The organism is Streptomyces sp. NPDC026659 (genome assembly GCF_040638245.1).
In the GTDB taxonomy this organism is placed as follows: Bacteria; Actinomycetota; Actinomycetes; order Streptomycetales; family Streptomycetaceae; genus Streptomyces.
Genome location: NZ_JBEZXY010000004.1, coordinates 103,305 through 118,922, shown reverse-complemented (window position 1 = coordinate 118,922; position 15,618 = coordinate 103,305). Strand labels below are relative to the sequence as shown.

Below are 15,618 nucleotides of genomic sequence, written 5' to 3'. Positions count from 1 at the left end.
TACCGGCTCACCCCGCTCTGCCCGCCCAGTGGAAACGTTCGCCGGAGACGGTGTCCCGGCCCGGCGCGGGACCGCGCGCGTTCAGCGCGGAGGGCGTCCGCGTGGAGACGCCGCTCACCAGCGAGCCCCCGCTGCCCGGCGCCGCGCCCCTGACCAGCGAGCCCCCGCTCGCGGACCTCGCCCCGCTGACCGGGGCCGACTGCCCGATCGCCGACTGCGTGGGCCACTAGATGGGAGCGGCGGAGGACGACGCGCAGCGGAGTCACGCCGTGGGGGACGGCCCCGCAGGGGACACCCCCGAGTTCGCCGGGCCCGTAGGGGACACCCCGGAATCCACCCGGCGGCCCGTACGGGACGACCCCGGGACGAGCCGCGCCCGGACCGCTCACGACGACCCCGCCCTGAGCCGCCTCGCCGGGCTGCACGGGGTCGCCGTCTCCTACAGCCCCTCCCCGGACCGTACGGTCCCGGTGCCCGCCACCGCCGTGGTCGCCGCGCTGGCCGCCCTCGGGGTGGACGCGACCGGCCCCGACGCGGTCCGCGCCGCACTCGCCGCGCGGGAGCGCGAGCTGACCGAACGGCTGCTGCCGCCGACGGTGGTCCGCTGGACGAGTGCCCCGTACGAGCGGACGAGCCCGTCGGAACCGGACGTACGGCCGGACACTTCCGATCAGCCGGACCCGTTCACGACGCTTCCCCCCGGCACCCGCCTCCTCGTCACCACCGAGCAGGGCGAAGAGCGCGACCACGTCGACGACCTGCCCCCCGGCGTCCACCGCGTGACCGCCACCGCCCCCGACGGCCGCACCACCGACGCCCACCTCATCGTCGCCCCCGACCGGCTGCCCGTCCCCGCCACCCGCTCCTACGGCCTCCTCGCGCAGCTCTACTCCGTCCTCTCCCACCGCTCCTGGGGCATGGGCGACCTCGGTGACCTCGCCGAGCTGGCTGGCTGGGCGGGGCGCGCGGCCGGGGCCGGGTTCGTGCAGGTCAACCCGTTGCACGCGGCCGTACCCGGCGCGGGCGCCCCGACCGACCCCTCGCCGTACCGCCCCTCCTCCCGCCGCTTCCCGGACCCCGTCCACCTGCGGGTGGAGGACATCCCCGAGTACGCCTACGCCGACCTCCGCCGTCTCGGCGCCCTGCGCGAGCGGGCCGAGCGGCTGCGCGCCGACGTGCTCGACAAGGGCGCCCTGATCGACCGCGACGCGGTGTGGGAGCTGAAGCGGGAGGCCCTGGAACTGGTCGCGCGGGTCCCGCTGGGCCCGGGGCGGCAGACGGCGTACGACGCCTTCCGCGCCGAGGAGGGCCAGGCGCTGGAGGACCATGCGTCCTGGTACGCCCTGGCCGAGCGGCACGGCCCCGACTGGCGCTCCTGGCCGCCCGCCCTGCGCGACCCGCGCTCGGAGGAGACGGCACGCGCCCGCGCGGAGCTGGCCCCGAGGGTCGAGTTCCACACCCGGCTCGCCTGGCTCACCGACCAGCAGCTGCGCGCCGCCCAGCGGGCCGCGCGCGAGGCCGGGATGCCCGTCGGGATCGTGCACGACCTGGCCGTCGGCGTGCATCCGCAGGGCGCCGACGCCTGGGCGCAGCAGGACCACTTCGCCGCCGGGATGTCGGTCGGCGCCCCGCCCGACGCCTTCAACGCGCGCGGCCAGGACTGGGGCCTGCCGCCCTGGCGCCCCGACCGCCTCGCCGCCTCGGGCCACGCGCCGTACCGCCGCCTGCTGCGCGCCCTGTTCCGCTACGCGGGCGCGGTCCGCATCGACCATGTGATGGGCCTGTTCCGGCTCTGGTGGGTGCCCGAGGGCAGCCCGCCCACCGAGGGCACCTACGTCCGCTACGACGCCGACGCCATGCTCGCCCTCCTCGCCCTGGAGGCGTCCCGCGCCGAGGCCCTGGTGATCGGCGAGGACCTCGGCACGGTCGAGCCGGGCGTGCGCGAGACGCTGCGGCGGCACGGGGTGCTCGGCACCTCGGTGCTGTGGTTCGAGCGGGACTGGGAGGGCGACGGCCGTCCGCTGCCGCCCGAGCGCTGGCGCTCCGACTGCCTGGCCACGGCCACCACCCACGATCTGCCGCCCACCGCCGCCCGGCTCACCGGCGAGCACGTCGACCTGCGCGACCGGCTCGGTCTGCTGACCCGCCCGGCCGCCGACGAGCGCGCGGAGGCGGTCGCGGACACGGCGGAATGGCTCGCCCTGCTCGGCAGCCTCGGCCTGCTCGACAGCCCGGCCGCCGGGCCGCCCGGCACCGACGAGGCGGCCGAGATCGAGGGTTTCCACCGCTTCCTGCTGCGCACCCCGGCCCGGATGATCGGCGTCTGGCTCCCCGACGGCATCGGCGACCGCCGCCCGCAGAACGTGCCGGGCACCTGGGACGAGTACCCCAACTGGCGCCTGCCGGTCTCCGACGCGGCGGGCGCCCCGGTGGCCCTGGAGACCCTGACGACGTCACCCCGGCTGCGGGCCCTCCTGGAGGTGGTCCGGGCGGGCCTCGGGGCTCCGGAGGCGTGAGGCAGGTGTGAGTACGGCACCCCGGGCGCGCGGGCCCGGGGGCCGTTCGCTAGTTTGGGACCGTGGACAAGAAGAACGCCCTGCGCGCCGGTGCTCTGGCGGCCGGCACGACGCTGATGATGCTGCTCATGTCGTCCCCCGCGCTCGCGCTCACCCGCGACGACGGTGACGACCCCGGCCCCGGTCTGAGCGTCATCGACACCGTCGGCCTCTACGTGCTGCTTCCGATCGGTCTGTTCGTCGTCATCGCCGGACTGGTCGTCATGCTGGACAAGTCGAAGCCCAAGGGCGCCACCTCGTCCAAGTCGTCGTCCGCCAAGATCTGACGGACCCGCATCCGCTCTCCGAGGGCGCCGTTCCTCCCGTCCGCGTACGGGTGGGGGCGGCGCCCTCGGTGTTTCCGGCAGTGTTTCCGGTGGGGCGGGGGCGGGCAGCCGTATGCCGCCCGGCACGGCACGCGGTACGCGGTACGGGCGCACCCGGCGCTCCGAGGAGGCAGCCCCATGGACACGGACGTGAACGGACCGGCCCGCGGAGTCGTCGTGGTGGGCGCGGGCCCCACCGGTCTGCTTCTCGCGGGTGACCTCGCGACGGCCGGAATCCCGGTCACCGTCCTCGAGAAGCGCCCGCACCGGATCAGCAACCTCTCCCGCGCCTTCGCCGTCCACGCCCGCACCCTCGAACAGCTCGACGCGCGCGGCCTGGCCGACGAACTCGAAGCGGCGGGACAGCCCCTGACCCGGCTCGGCTTCTTCGGCCGCCTCGCCATCGACCTGTCCGATCTCCCCTCGCGCTACCGCCATGTGCTGGTGATCCCGCAGTACGAGGTGGAGAAGGCGCTGGAACGGCGCGCCATGGAGGCGGGCGCGGCGTTCCGGTACGAGACCGAGGTGACCGGGCTGACCCAGGACGCGGACGGCGTCACGGTCCTGGCGAGCCGTCCGGACGGCCGTACCGAACGGCTGCGGGCGGCGTACGCGGTGGGCACGGACGGGATGCGCAGCACGGTACGGCGGGCGGTCGGGCTCCCCTTCCCCGGCCACTCGGTGATCCGCTCCGTGGTCCTCGCGGACGTACTCCTCGCCGAGAAGCCGCCGTCCCTGCTCACCGCCAACGCCGTCGGCGACGCCTTCGCGTTCCTCGCGCCCTTCGGCGACGGCTACTACCGGGTGATCGGCTGGCACCGGCGGCACGACGTGCCCGACGACGCGCCCGTGGACCTCGCGGAGATCAAGGAGATCACCCGGCTCGCCCTGGGCCGCGACTACGGCATGCACGACGCCCGCTGGATGTCCCGCTTCCACAGCGACGAGCGCCAGGCGCCGTCGTACCGGGTCGGCCGGGTCTTCCTCGCGGGCGACGCGGCCCACGTCCACACCCCGGCGGGCGGCCAGGGCATGAACACCGGCCTCCAGGACGCGGCCAACCTGAGCTGGAAACTGGCGGCGGTCCTGAACGGCCAGGCGTCCCCCGCCCTCCTCGACACCTACCAGTCCGAACGCCACCCCGTCGGCCGCACGGTCCTGCGCAGCAGCGGCGGCATCATCCGCCTGGCGATGGCGAAACACCCCTGGTCCCTCGCGGCCCGCGAGGCCCTGGCGACCCTCCTGTCCGCGTGCCCGCCCCTGCGCCACAAGGCGACCTCCCAGATCACCGGCCTCGGCTACCGCTACCCCGCCCCACGCGGCGCCCACCCCCTGACCGGCCGCCGGGCCCCGGACATCGCCCTCGCGGAGAACACGCGGCTGTACGAGGCGCTGCGCGGCGGCCGCTTCGTGCTGATCACGCCGGGGCGGTACGAGGGGGCACGCCCGGCGAACCTGACGGCGGCGGAGTGGCGCAGCGGCCGTCGTACGACGCTGCTCGTACGCCCGGACGGCTATGTGGCGTGGGCGTCGGACGATGCGGACCCGGGGGAGACGGAGCGGGCGGTGCGGGAGCACGTGGGCGCGGCGGCGTAGTCGTTCTTATGGCCGACTTCGCTGTCGCTCGGTCAGAACGGCGACCGTACGCTCGCACCAGTCACGGTTGCCCTCCTCGTGGGCGAGGCCGCGCAGGCAGGTGAGGTACGGCCCGACGCGCTCGCCGTGCCGCAGGAAGTCCTCCTCGCTCCGGCCGCCCCGGAGGTTGCGCAACAGCTTGCCGAAGAGGTCGATCTTGGCCTGGGCGAAGGCGGCGCGCTCCTGGAGCCTGCCGATCAGGGTGCCGGTGTCGACGTGGTCGGCGGCCTGGACCTTGACGAGCAGGTCGTCCCGGATGAAGGACGGCTTGTCGGAGGCGCCCGCGAACGCCTCCAGCTCCGCGAGACCGGCGCCGGTCACCTGGAACAGCCGCTTGTTGGGCCGCCCCTCCTGCACGACTTCCCGCCCCGCGACGAGCCCCGCCCCTTCCAGCCGGGTCAGCTCGGCGTAGAGCTGCTGGGGCTGGGCGTACCAGAAGTTGGCCACACCGACGTCGAACGCCTTGGCCAGCTGGTAGCCGCTGAGCTCGCCGTCGAGGAGCGCGGCGAGAACCGCGTGCCGTAGTGCCATGAGGGCCGCTCCTCACATAACTCTGTTGCCTCGGTTACCTCTGTCGCCCGGCCGGTCGACCGTGCTACTCATATTAATGAGTACTCACATTCATGACTATGAAGGAGTGGGCCCGTGAACACCGCCGACCGTTTCCGCACCGCCGTCGAGAAGGGCGAACTCGCCGCCCTGGACGACCTCTTCACCGACGACATCCGCTTCTACAGCCCGGTGAAGTTCACCCCCTTCGAGGGCAAGCCGATGGTCCTCGGCCTCTTCGGCGTCCTGCTCCGCACCTTCGAGAACTTCCGCTACATCGGCGACCACACGGGCACGGCGGAGACGCACGCGGACCCCACCTCGACTCCCTCGGCGGTCCTCCTCTTCCGCGCGGAGGTGAACGGCCGCGAGATCCACGGCATAGACCTCCTCCACTTCGCCTCCGACGGCCGCATCAAGGAGTTCACGGTCATGGTCCGCCCCCTGTCGGCCGTCCAGACCCTCAGCGCGGCGGTCCTTGCGGGGCTGGTGGCGGACGGGTTGGTCCCGGCGCAGCCGTAGTCGACCGACTTCGGTAGCGGCTCGCCTCGCCTACTCGGCGGTGAACTCGTACTGCAACTCGTAGAGGTGGCCCGCCTTGACCATGACGGTGGCTTCCACGGGACGCTCCTCGTCGCTGTACACCGTGCGAAGCGTCCGCAGCACTGGAAGGTCGCTGGGCAGCCTGAGCACCTGATATTGCTCCTGGGTCGGCACCCTCGCGGAGACGCGGTCCACGCTCGTACGCGGGGGATGGCCGAGCTCGGCCAAGAGCGCGGGCGTGCCGCCCCTGATCTTCCGCTTCTCGGTGAGGGCGGTTCCGCGTGCGATGGCCATCGGGTAGTAGGACTTGACCAGTTCGACGGGTTCTTCGTCGAGGGAGAGGACCTGGTGCCGGAGCAGGACGGTCTCGTCGTCGGCGATGCGCAGGGCGGCTGCGACGTCGGCGGGTGCGGTCGTCTCCCGTACGTCCAGCAGTGTGCTGTGGGCCCGCGTTCCGAGCTTCGCGGTCTCGGTCAGCCAGCGGTATGGCTCACCGGGGCGGGCGGGGGTCATGTACGACGCGGGGCGGATCGTCCGCTGCCGGTGCTCGCGGACGGTGACGGCAGCTCCGGCCCTGCCGACCACCAACTGCTCGTCCTTCAGTATCTGCAGGGCCTTCTGGATGGTGGCGTTGGAGGCGCCGAACCGCTCCTTGAGCTGGGTCGTGGAGGGCAGGCTGGCCCCTGCGGCAAGGTCGCCGCTCATGATCTCGTCGCGCAGGTCGGCGGCGATCCGCTCATGGAGCGAGCGGCGGTCCTGAGTGCCGGTGTCGGTGGCGGGCATGGTCATCCGATCCGCATCTCGTAGCGCAGCCGCTGCCGGTGGGCCGGCATGACCATCAGGTCCGCCTGAATGGGCAGGTCGGCCTCGTCCAGTGTGACCCTGCTCAGCAGCAGAACGGGTTCGTCCGGCGCCATCCTCAGCGCCTCGCACTCCTCGGCGCCGGGCATACGAGCGGTCACGTCCTCCCGGACCCGTACGCCACGATGCCCGAGCTGCGCGAGCAGCGTGACGGCCCCACCGGGAATCTTCCCGCGCTCGGCGAGACGGGTGCCGCGAGCGATGTCGGCGGGGTAGTAGGTGTCCGTCAATTCACAGGGCACCCCGTCAAGTTCAATGACCCGACGCCGCACGACAACGACGTCCCCTTGGTGCACCCCGAGCAGCCCGGCCACCTCCTCCGAAGCCGCCACCTCCCCCGCGTGCAGGATGCGCTGCCCGCCCTTCCCGCCACGAGCCGCCGCCTCCGCACCCCACGCGTCCGGTTGTCCCTGCTTCCGAGGCGTCAGATACGGCATTGAGGTACTGACCCACCTGCTGTCGCTCACGGCGTCCTCCTGTGTCGGCGCTTGCCGGACTACACGGTAGGCGACCCGTATCGGGTGCTCTCATGCAGAGTACCTTTCTGCTTTTCGTGAATAGTGGTACGGTTCTGCCGATCTCGTATCCCGGTGGCAAGTAGGTGATGAGCCATGCCTTTGTTACGGCAACGACGATTCCCGCGCGCTCGCAAGTCGGTAGGAGCTGCACGGGTGTTCGTCATCGAGACCCTGCGGGAGTGGGGGTATGACGACCGGCACGACGACATCCGGCTGTGTGTCTCGGAGTTGGCCACGAATGCCGTGTTGCACGGTGTGCCGCCGGGGCGGGAGTTCGCCCTCGTACTCACCGGCGACGACGCCTTCATCCGGGTGGAGGTGCGCGACAGTGGTGACGGCGTTCCGGAAGTCAGGGAAGGCGGAGTCGAGCACTGCGGCGGCAGGGGGCTTCGCCTGGTGAAGGCGCTTTCCGATGACTTCGGCGTGACGACTCACACCCCCGGTAAAACGGTCTGGACGGTGTTCAAGACCGTCCAGACGGTGACGGACGCCCAGCTGCCCTGCCAAGTCAGCGGATCGCCTCGTCCATGAGCAGATACAGCAGCCCCACCAGGGAACCGCTGCTGATGATCTCCCGGCGGTCGATCATGCCCCGGATGTCGGCGAGGGCAATCCACTCGATCCGGTCCGACTCGTTCTTCTCGGTCGGCGGGCCCTCGTACGTCGCTCCGTCGGCGCGGAAGACGTGGTGCTGGGAGTCGGTGATGCCGTTGGCGGGTTCGGCGTAGATCAGCGGCTTGACGGGGGCGGGGCGCCAGCCCGTTTCCTCCAGGACCTCACGGGCGGCCGCGTCGGCGGGGGTCTCGCCCTCCTCGACCAGGCCCATGGGGAGTTCCCACGCCCAGGCGTCGGTGATGAAGCGGTGCCGCCACATCATCAGGACCTCGTGCCGCTCGTTGAGCACGGCGGCCACGGCGAGGTGGCGGAGCTTGACGACGTGGTGCTCCCAGCGGTTGCCGTCCGGCGTCTCGATGTCGGTGAGCCACAGGTTCACCCACCTGTTCTCGTAGATCGGACGTTCCCCGTGGATCTTCCACTGCATCGCTGCGGCCCTCTCGATCGACCTCCAGCATTGCAGGACCCCTGCGACTACCGCTGAGGTCATACCGATTCACGCCGGGGCGACGAGTGCTCTAGTCGGCATGAGGAACGGGAGCTCGAGTGATTGACCCTCGCTCAAGGCCGCGAGTGAGGGTCAATCGCCCCTCAGGTGGCTATGGGGCTAGCGGCAGTTGTTGTTGCCACCTCCCTGACCGCGACGCCTGCGCCAGCGGTTGAGCGCACTCCGGCCTGCGAGTACGCCGATAGGGGTGACAGTGCTTGCCGCGAGGTTGGCGAGGATGTCGACAAGGAAGCCCTGCATGTGCTCTCCATGGGCAGCTTGAAGCTACCCACCGGATGAGCGGGCTTGCAGCGAATGCCGCTTACGCGACTGGAAAATAACCCCGTCCTCGCCCAGGGACTGCCTTGGTCGTACGGCAGCAGGCTCATGGTAGCAACGAGACATCCAGCTCAGTGAAGCCTGCAGCCCTCATCTCATCAACGATCTGCCACCACCTTGTCGCTTCAACCTGGGGAGTGCGCGGGCACGCAGGGCATCTGAAGATGTACGAGTTACGTCCAATCATGGACCCCGGTTTGGCGTCGTGCATGGGCGACGCAAAGTACATGAACGCGTAAGTCATCCCACGGCTACCATCAGCTTCACGCCGAGCCATCGTCAGGCGAACCCGCGCGTGTTGGCCCTTGTCGGTGCAAACGATGGCCACCCGGTACTCCACTGCCATGCCGTCAGTCTCCTACGACTTCCCAAAACCGATGCATCCGGTTGGCTTGGCAGCGATGATCGAGAGTTCCATCACGAAGTTGGAGGGCTGATATGCCTAACCAGGAACATGTCCTTTCGTACGCGCGCTCGCTCGCCGAGACCCTTCGAGAAGACTTGGTGTGGAATCCTGGCCGGAATCAGGACGGTCGGGGCTGGTGGGAGATAAATGACCGCAGGCTGCTTCCGGCCCTGATGGCAAATGCGTTCGCCGGCATGGAGTTTCTGCGACAGTACGCGGGCGAGGACAGCTTCTGGACCTCCCGCGCTGCCGAGGTGTACCAGAGCAAGGGAGACAACCAATCCACTGAGTCGGGCGCACGCGCTGTTGGTGACGTCCTGCTCACCTGGGTTCGGCAGGTCGAAGCCGGCGTTGGTGAAATCGTGGGGGCTCGTGCTTGGTCGGAGGTCGGTCTGATCAGCACGGAGACGATGGGGCAGGTGCGTCGACTGCTGGAGGACAGGCAAACACATCCCGCGGCAGCCATCGTCTTGTGCGGCGCAGCTTTGGAGAGCGCTCTGCGGTCGCTGATCGAGGCCCGCGGGCTAGAGTTGACGGAGCGTCCTTCGCTCGGCGCATACACACGGCTTCTCCGTAAGGAGGAGCTGATCACGAAACAGGAAGCTAAGGATCTCGATCAGGTCGGCGGGCTCCGTAACGCAGCGGCTCACGGCGAGTTCGACGAGCTGAGTCGTGAGCGTGCTGGTCTTATGGAGCAGCAGACAAACCTCTTGCTCAGTAAGATCTCCGAGCTTCAGCTGTAGACCAGACAGGGCTTTGAAGCACCCCCATGACAACGGGCGCCCAGCCAAAAAACCGGGCGCCCGTCACGCAAACAACCGCAGGGCGAGTTACGCGGAAGCCCCCGCGTCCGCCGCCTGCGCCCGCAGCGCGCGCTCGATGCCCGAGCGGGACTCGGAGACCAGGCGACGCAGGGCCGCGTTCGGGGCGGCGGAGGAGAGCCAGGCGTCCGTCTTCGTCAGGGTCTCCCCGGAGACCTGGATCGCCGGGTAGAGGCCGACCGCGATCTGCTGGGCCATCTCGTGGGAGCGGGAGTCCCAGGCGTCCTTGAGGACCTCGAAGTAGCGGTCCGTGTAGGGGGCCAGGAGTTCGCGCTGGTCGGTCTGGATGAAACCGCCGATCACCGCTTCCTGGACGGCGTTCGGGAGCTTGTCGGACTCCACCACCGAGGCCCAGGCCTCCGCCTTCGCCTCGGCGGTCGGGCGGGACGCCCGGGCCGTTGCTGCGTGGCGTTCGCCCGCCGCCGTGCGGTCGCGGTCGTACTCCGCCGCGATCTCCGCCTCGTCGAAGCGGCCGACGGCCGCCAGGCGCTGGACGAAGGCCCAGCGCAGCTCCGTGTCGACGACCAGGCCCTCGACGGTCTGGGTGCCTTCGAGGAGCGCGTCCAGGAGGTCCAGCTGCTCCGGCGTGCGGGCCGTCGCCGCGAAGGCGCGGGCCCAGGCCAGCTGGTGGTCGCTGCCCGGCTCGGCGGTGCGCAGGTGGGTGAGGGTCGCCTCGGTCCAGCGCGTGAGCAGGGCCTCGCGGGCGGCCGGGTCGGCGTAGAGGTCGATGGCCAGCTTCACCTGCCGCTGGAGCGACTGCACGACACCGATGTCGGACTCCTTGGCGATGCCGGAGAGCACCAGGGAGAGGTAGTCGCGGGTGGCGAGTTCGCCGTCGCGGGTCATGTCCCAGGCGGAGGCCCAGCACAGCGCGCGCGGCAGGGACTCCGCGAAGTCGCCGAGGTGCTCGGTGACGACCGCCAGGGACTCCTCGTCCAGGCGGACCTTGGCGTACGACAGGTCGTCGTCGTTGAGCAGGATCACCGAAGGGCGGCGCACGCCGGACAGCTCGGGTACGACCGTCAGCTCGCCGTCCACGTCGAGCTCGACGCGCTTCACGCGCACCAGCTTGCCCGCGTCGTCCAGGTCGTACAGGCCGATCGCGATGCGGTGCGGCCGCAGGGTCGGCTCGCCCTTGGCGCCGGCGGGCAGCGCGGGCGCCTCCTGGCGGACGGCGAAGGAGGTGATGACACCGTCCGCGTCCGTCTCCACCTCGGGGCGCAGCACGTTGATGCCCGCCGTCTCCAGCCACTTCTTCGACCAGGTCTTCAGGTCGCGCCCGGAGGTCTCCTCCAGCGCGCCGAGGAGGTCGGACAGGCGCGTGTTGCCGAACGCGTGCTGCTTGAAGTACGCCTGCACGCCGTTGAAGAACTCGTCCTCACCGACGTACGCCACGAGCTGCTTCAGCACGGAGGCGCCCTTGGCGTACGTGATGCCGTCGAAGTTGACCAGCACGTCGTCCAGGTCGCGGATGTCCGCCATGATCGGGTGCGTGGACGGCAGCTGGTCCTGGCGGTACGCCCACGTCTTCATGGAGTTGGCGAACGTGGTCCACGAGTGCGGCCACCGCGAACCCGGCGCGGACGCCTGGCAGGCGATGGAGGTGAAGGTGGCGAACGACTCGTTCAGCCACAGGTCGTTCCACCACTCCATGGTGACCAGGTCGCCGAACCACATGTGGGCCAGCTCGTGCAGGATGGTCTCCGCACGCATCTCGTACGCCGCGTCGGTCACCTTGGACCGGAAGACGTACTGGTCGCGGATGGTCACCGCGCCCGCGTTCTCCATCGCGCCCGCGTTGAACTCCGGTACGAAGAGCTGGTCGTACTTCTTGAACGGGTACGCGTAGTCGAACTTCTCCTGGAACCAGTCGAAGCCCTGCCGCGTGACCTCGAAGATCGCGTCCGAGTCCAGGTACTCCGCGAGCGAGGGACGGCAGTAGATGCCGAGCGGCACGGACTGGCCGTCCTTCTCGTACACGCTGTGCACCGAGTGGTACGGGCCCACGATCAGCGCCGTGATGTACGACGAGATGCGCGGGGTCGGCTCAAAGGCCCAGACGTTGTCCTTGGGCTCCGGGGTGGGGGAGTTGGAGATGACCGTCCAGCCCTCGGGCGCCTTCACCGTGAACTGGAACGTCGCCTTGAGGTCCGGCTGCTCGAACGAGGCGAACACGCGCCGCGCGTCCGGCACCTCGAACTGCGTGTACAGGTACGCCTGTTCGTCCACCGGGTCCACGAACCGGTGCAGTCCCTCACCGGTGTTGGTGTACGCGCAGTCCGCGATCACGCGCAGGACGTTCCGCCCCTGAAGCAGCCCGGGCAGCGCGATCCGCGAGTCCTTGAAGACCTCCGCCGGGTCCAGCGCGTCACCGTTCAGCGTCACCTCGTGCACGGCCGGGGCGACCAGGTCGATGAAGGACTCGACGTTGTTCTCGGCCACGTCGAAGCGCACGGTGGTCACGGACCGGTAGGTCCCGCCCTCTTGCGCACCGGAAAGGTCGAGATCGATCTCGTACGAGTCAACGGTGAGCAGCTGCGCCCGCTGCCGCGCCTCTTCGCGAGTCAGGTTTGTGCCAGGCACGCGGTCATCTCCTCGTTATGTGTGGGTTGCGCCATCCTTCCACGCAACTTCCGCGAACGCGATGTCCATATCCCGCCGGTCACCGGGCCGCCCGGCGGCAAACCTGGGGAGCATGACCACCCACACGACGACCACTCACATCCCGCGCGCCATTACGGAGCCGGTCCTCGCCGAGCTGCGTACGGCCGACGACGCGGGACGCGCCCTCACCGCCGTCACCGACCCGGAGGGCGGCGCCCCGCTCCGCTGCTGTCTGCGCCGCAGCGAACCCGGGGAGCGCATCGCCCTGGTCTCCTACGCGCCCCTCCGCCGCTGGGCCGCCGAGAGCGGGGCCGTGCCGGGGGCGTACGACGAGCAGGGGCCGGTGTTCATCCACGCCGAGGCGTGCGGTGGTCCGGAGTCCGAGGGGCTCGCCTTCACCGAGGCGCACCGGGTGCTGCGGCGCTACTCCCGGGACGGCCGGATTCTCGGCGGTCGGCTGGTCACCCCGCCCGAGGACTTCGAGGCCGCGCTGAGCGAGGCGTTCACCGACCCCGAGGTGACGCTCGTGCACGTCAGGGCGGTGGAGTACGGCTGCTTCCTGTACGAGGTGCGCAGGCCGTAGGGGGCAGGTGTCGGGGGCGCGCGTCACTCCAGGCGCGCGCCCCCGATACCGGGCGGGTCAGCCCTTCAGCTCGGCCGCCACCAGCTCCGCGATCTGGACCGCGTTCAGCGCGGCGCCCTTGCGGAGGTTGTCGTTGGAGATGAAGAGGGCGATGCCGTTGTCCACCGTCTCGTCGGCGCGGATGCGGCCCACGTAGGACGGGTCCTGGCCGGCCGCCTGGAGGGGGGTCGGGATGTCGGACAGGGCGACACCCGGGGCCTCGGCCAGCAGCTCGGTCGCGCGCTCCGGGGAGATCGGGCGGGCGAAGCGGGCGTTGACCTGGAGGGAGTGGCCGGAGAAGACCGGGACACGGACACAGGTGCCGGAGACCTTCAGGCCGGGGATCTCCAGGATCTTGCGGGACTCGTGGCGGAGCTTCTGCTCCTCGTCGGTCTCGTTCAGGCCGTCGTCCACGATCGAGCCCGCCAGCGGGAGCACGTTGAAGGCGATCGGGCGCTTGTAGACCTGCGGCTCCGGGAAGTCGACCGCGCCGCCGTCGTGGGTCAGTTTGTCGGCGTCGGCCACGACCTTCTGCGCCTGGCCGTGCAGCTCCGCGACGCCCGCGAGGCCCGAGCCGGACACCGCCTGGTAGGTCGACACGACCAGCGCCTCCAGGCCGGCCTCCGCGTGCAGCACCTTCAGGACCGGCATCGCGGCCATCGTGGTGCAGTTCGGGTTGGCGATGATGCCCTTGGGGCGGTCCGCGATCGCGTGCGGGTTCACCTCGGAGACGACCAGCGGCACCTCGGGGTCCTTGCGCCACGCCGAGGAGTTGTCGATCACGACCGCGCCCTGCGAGGCGACCTTCTCGGCCAGCGCCTTCGAGGTCGCGCCGCCCGCGGAGAAGATGACGATGTCCAGGCCGGAGTAGTCGGCGGTCGCCGCGTCCTCCACCGTCACGCCGTCCAGTACGGTCCCGGCCGAGCGGGCGGAGGCGAACAGACGCAGCTCGGTGACCGGGAACTCCCGCTCCTCGAGGATCCTGCGCACAACCGTGCCGACCTGACCGGTGGCTCCGACGATTCCGACCCTCACGGCGACTCCCTTGGTTCTGGCTGTCTCTTGCTGCTGTGCCACATCGTTGACCGGGGCTTTTCCATCATGCGGCCGACCCCGGGCCCTCTGTCCAATTCTTTGCCCGGCTTCGCCCGGCCTGTCCCGAGGGGTGGGACACGATCACGGGGGCGGCCCGGTCCCCGACGACGTCCCGCCGACCCTGCCCGCGACCGACCCTGCCCGTGACCGCCCCGGCCACACGGCCGTGTGACGTACGCCTCGGCGGGCGCGGCCGAACGTTTCCCACCCCTGCCGCGTCGTAGGGGCGGACGGTGAGGGGGTGGCTGGTGCTGCGCGGAAGAGCGCGCCGCGGCCAGGGGGCATACGCCGGTGCGGAGAGCGCCGGGGACGATCCGCTGGACGCGGCACAGGAACGCCGGGTGCGGGCGGTGCTCGCGCTCGGCGGGGTGCCGCAGTCGGACCTGCCGGACGGGGTGCAGCAGGTCCGGCTGCGGCTCCTGGAGCGGGCCGCGAGCGGGCAGGAGGCGCCCCGGGACGTCTCGGCGTGGGCGGCGGTGGTCGCCTCCAACCTGGCCATGGACTGGCATCGCGCCAAGCGGCGCCAGGAACGTCTGGGGGAGCGCCTGGTCGCCCTGCGCGGGCCCGAGCAGCTCCCCTCCGGCGAGGAGGCCAGCGTGCTGTCCCTCGCCGTCGCCCAGGGGCTGGACGAGCTGCCGGACGCCCAGCGCCAGGTGGTGATCCTGCGCTTCTACGCCGACCTGCCGGTGCGCTCGATCGCCGAGCAGCTCGGCGTCCCCGAGGGCACGGTCAAGAGCAGGCTGCACACGGCGGTCCGCGCGCTGCGCGCCCGGCTGCACGAGGACGAGGTGGTGTGACATGACCGCCGGACACAAGGACCATGAGGACCACGAGGGCGACGAGGGCACGGGGGCCTACGGCGGACTGGACGCGCTGATAGCCGCGATCACCGGCGAGGAGCCGTCCGAGGAGGCCCGCCGGGACGACCGCTTCCGGCGCGAGCACCGCGCGGCCGAGGCGGACGTGGCCGTACTGCGGCGGGAGCTGACCCGGATCGCGGAGACGCTGGCCGGGGACGAACCGGCCGAGGAGGCACCCGAAGCGGCGGCCACCACCAAGACCACTCCACCCCGCCCATCCCGTCCACCCCGCCCCCGCCGACGCCTGCGCGCAGCCCTCCTCACCCTCGCCGCCTCCGCCGCCGTCGGCCTGTTCGGCGTCGGGATCTCCTGGCTGGGGGCCCACAACGCCGGGGGCGGTACGAGCGCGGACTCCGTCGCCTCGGGTGCCAAGCTCACCCCGGAGGGCGTGATCGCCTGCGCCCGCGCGGTCGCCGAGGGCACGGTCGAGCGGGTCGAACCGGCAGGGCAGGACGGGGCGTTCACCGTCTCCCTGAAGGTGGACCACGCGTACAAGGGCGCCGGTCACCCTGAGCTGACATTCACCGTCCACGGCACCGGCGCACCCCGCTATTACCGCACCGGCGTCCGGATGCTCGTCGTGGTGCCCGCCTCCTCCGCCGAGGACCCGGAGACCTTCCGCGCGGGCGACCCGCCCCCCGAGCCGGACGGCTCCCGGGACGACCTGGAGTGGGGCCGCGCCTGGGTCACCGGGGCGCTGCCGGGGGCAGGCCACCTGTCCTGCCCGGACGGAGGCTGAGCACGCGGAGGCTGAGCACGCGGAGGCTGAGCATGCCGGAGGG

The 15,618-nt window shown here is 71.0% G+C and carries 16 protein-coding genes; 10 read left to right on the top strand and 6 right to left on the bottom strand.

What is annotated here, in order from left to right; genetic code table 11:
• Nucleotides 1-50: 50 nt before the first annotated feature.
• The 4 genes from AB0E91_RS12630 to AB0E91_RS12615 all read left to right on the top strand — a co-directional run bounded on the left by AB0E91_RS12630 (nucleotide 51) and on the right by AB0E91_RS12615 (nucleotide 4,477).
• Complete coding sequence (locus AB0E91_RS12630; RefSeq protein WP_361780120.1) at nucleotides 51-230, top strand: hypothetical protein; 180 nt, start codon at nucleotides 51-53, stop codon at nucleotides 228-230.
• 171 nt (nucleotides 231-401) lie between these two features.
• Entirely contained in the window at nucleotides 402-2,516 is a 2,115-nt protein-coding gene (gene malQ / locus AB0E91_RS12625; protein WP_361780117.1) for a 4-alpha-glucanotransferase, read from the top strand.
• A gap of 62 nt (nucleotides 2,517-2,578) precedes the next feature.
• Nucleotides 2,579-2,842, top strand: coding sequence for a hypothetical protein (locus AB0E91_RS12620; protein WP_361779345.1), 264 nt, complete (start codon nucleotides 2,579-2,581; stop codon nucleotides 2,840-2,842).
• A gap of 177 nt (nucleotides 2,843-3,019) precedes the next feature.
• Nucleotides 3,020-4,477, top strand: coding sequence for an FAD-dependent monooxygenase (locus AB0E91_RS12615; RefSeq protein ID WP_361779342.1), 1,458 nt, complete (start codon nucleotides 3,020-3,022; stop codon nucleotides 4,475-4,477).
• A gap of 6 nt (nucleotides 4,478-4,483) precedes the next feature.
• Here AB0E91_RS12615 and AB0E91_RS12610 read toward each other — a convergent pair whose 3' ends face one another.
• Nucleotides 4,484-5,047 carry a PadR family transcriptional regulator gene (locus AB0E91_RS12610; RefSeq protein WP_361779339.1) on the bottom strand — a complete coding sequence of 188 codons (564 nt, stop codon included), beginning with the start codon at nucleotides 5,045-5,047 and terminating at the stop codon, nucleotides 4,484-4,486.
• 114 nt (nucleotides 5,048-5,161) lie between these two features.
• On the opposite strand from AB0E91_RS12610, the gene AB0E91_RS12605 reads away from it, so the two are divergent.
• Entirely contained in the window at nucleotides 5,162-5,587 is a 426-nt protein-coding gene (locus tag AB0E91_RS12605) for a nuclear transport factor 2 family protein (RefSeq protein WP_361779336.1), read from the top strand.
• A gap of 30 nt (nucleotides 5,588-5,617) precedes the next feature.
• Here AB0E91_RS12605 and AB0E91_RS12600 read toward each other — a convergent pair whose 3' ends face one another.
• Entirely contained in the window at nucleotides 5,618-6,397 is a 780-nt protein-coding gene (locus AB0E91_RS12600) for a GntR family transcriptional regulator (RefSeq protein WP_361779333.1), read from the bottom strand.
• Nucleotides 6,394-6,936 carry a UTRA domain-containing protein gene (locus tag AB0E91_RS12595; protein ID WP_361779330.1) on the bottom strand — a complete coding sequence of 181 codons (543 nt, stop codon included), beginning with the start codon at nucleotides 6,934-6,936 and terminating at the stop codon, nucleotides 6,394-6,396. Before AB0E91_RS12595 ends, AB0E91_RS12600 begins: the two co-directional genes overlap by 4 nt.
• A gap of 144 nt (nucleotides 6,937-7,080) precedes the next feature.
• Here AB0E91_RS12595 and AB0E91_RS12590 point away from each other — a divergent pair, with 144 nt between their 5' ends.
• Nucleotides 7,081-7,518, top strand: coding sequence for an ATP-binding protein (locus AB0E91_RS12590; RefSeq protein WP_361779327.1), 438 nt, complete (start codon nucleotides 7,081-7,083; stop codon nucleotides 7,516-7,518).
• Here the strand turns inward: AB0E91_RS12590 and AB0E91_RS12585 are convergent.
• On the bottom strand, nucleotides 7,496-8,029 hold the full coding sequence (locus AB0E91_RS12585; protein WP_361779324.1) for an NUDIX hydrolase: 534 nt from the start codon (nucleotides 8,027-8,029) through the stop codon (nucleotides 7,496-7,498). The two genes, AB0E91_RS12590 and AB0E91_RS12585, sit on opposite strands and share 23 nt — an antisense overlap.
• Nucleotides 8,030-8,866: 837 nt before the next feature.
• Between AB0E91_RS12585 and AB0E91_RS12580 the strand changes: the two genes are divergently transcribed.
• The gene (locus AB0E91_RS12580; protein ID WP_361779321.1) at nucleotides 8,867-9,577 is read left to right on the top strand and encodes a DUF4145 domain-containing protein; all 711 of its coding nucleotides are present in this window, start codon (nucleotides 8,867-8,869) and stop codon (nucleotides 9,575-9,577) included.
• A gap of 87 nt (nucleotides 9,578-9,664) precedes the next feature.
• Here the strand turns inward: AB0E91_RS12580 and pepN are convergent, their stop codons facing one another.
• Nucleotides 9,665-12,238, bottom strand: coding sequence for an aminopeptidase N (gene pepN / locus AB0E91_RS12575; RefSeq protein ID WP_361779318.1), 2,574 nt, complete (start codon nucleotides 12,236-12,238; stop codon nucleotides 9,665-9,667).
• Nucleotides 12,239-12,350: 112 nt separating this feature from the next.
• On the opposite strand from pepN, the gene AB0E91_RS12570 reads away from it, so the two are divergent.
• Nucleotides 12,351-12,842 carry a DUF1203 domain-containing protein gene (locus AB0E91_RS12570; protein WP_361779315.1) on the top strand — a complete coding sequence of 164 codons (492 nt, stop codon included), beginning with the start codon at nucleotides 12,351-12,353 and terminating at the stop codon, nucleotides 12,840-12,842.
• Between the two features lie 57 nt (nucleotides 12,843-12,899).
• Here the strand turns inward: AB0E91_RS12570 and AB0E91_RS12565 are convergent, their stop codons facing one another.
• Nucleotides 12,900-13,916, bottom strand: coding sequence for an aspartate-semialdehyde dehydrogenase (locus tag AB0E91_RS12565; RefSeq protein ID WP_361779312.1), 1,017 nt, complete (start codon nucleotides 13,914-13,916; stop codon nucleotides 12,900-12,902).
• A gap of 308 nt (nucleotides 13,917-14,224) precedes the next feature.
• On the opposite strand from AB0E91_RS12565, the gene AB0E91_RS12560 reads away from it, so the two are divergent.
• Nucleotides 14,225-14,773 carry a sigma-70 family RNA polymerase sigma factor gene (locus AB0E91_RS12560; RefSeq protein WP_361779309.1) on the top strand — a complete coding sequence of 183 codons (549 nt, stop codon included), beginning with the start codon at nucleotides 14,225-14,227 and terminating at the stop codon, nucleotides 14,771-14,773.
• Nucleotide 14,774: 1 nt separating this feature from the next.
• Nucleotides 14,775-15,575 (top strand): hypothetical protein, encoded by an 801-nt coding sequence (locus AB0E91_RS12555; RefSeq protein WP_361779306.1) that lies wholly within the window; start codon nucleotides 14,775-14,777, stop codon nucleotides 15,573-15,575.
• The last annotated feature ends 43 nt before the right edge of the window (nucleotides 15,576-15,618 follow it).

Excerpts from the sequence above, each read along its gene's own strand:
- AB0E91_RS12615 (WP_361779342.1), top strand. The coding sequence starts at position 3,020 with ATGGACACGGACGTGAACGGACCGGCCCGCGGAGTCGTCGTGGTGGGC.
- AB0E91_RS12610 (WP_361779339.1), bottom strand. The coding sequence starts at position 5,047 with ATGGCACTACGGCACGCGGTTCTCGCCGCGCTCCTCGACGGCGAGCTC.
- AB0E91_RS12600 (WP_361779333.1), bottom strand. The coding sequence starts at position 6,397 with ATGACCATGCCCGCCACCGACACCGGCACTCAGGACCGCCGCTCGCTC.
- AB0E91_RS12590 (WP_361779327.1), top strand. The coding sequence starts at position 7,081 with ATGCCTTTGTTACGGCAACGACGATTCCCGCGCGCTCGCAAGTCGGTA.
- AB0E91_RS12585 (WP_361779324.1), bottom strand. The coding sequence starts at position 8,029 with ATGCAGTGGAAGATCCACGGGGAACGTCCGATCTACGAGAACAGGTGG.
- AB0E91_RS12580 (WP_361779321.1), top strand. The coding sequence starts at position 8,867 with ATGCCTAACCAGGAACATGTCCTTTCGTACGCGCGCTCGCTCGCCGAG.
- AB0E91_RS12570 (WP_361779315.1), top strand. The coding sequence starts at position 12,351 with ATGACCACCCACACGACGACCACTCACATCCCGCGCGCCATTACGGAG.
- AB0E91_RS12555 (WP_361779306.1), top strand. The coding sequence starts at position 14,775 with ATGACCGCCGGACACAAGGACCATGAGGACCACGAGGGCGACGAGGGC.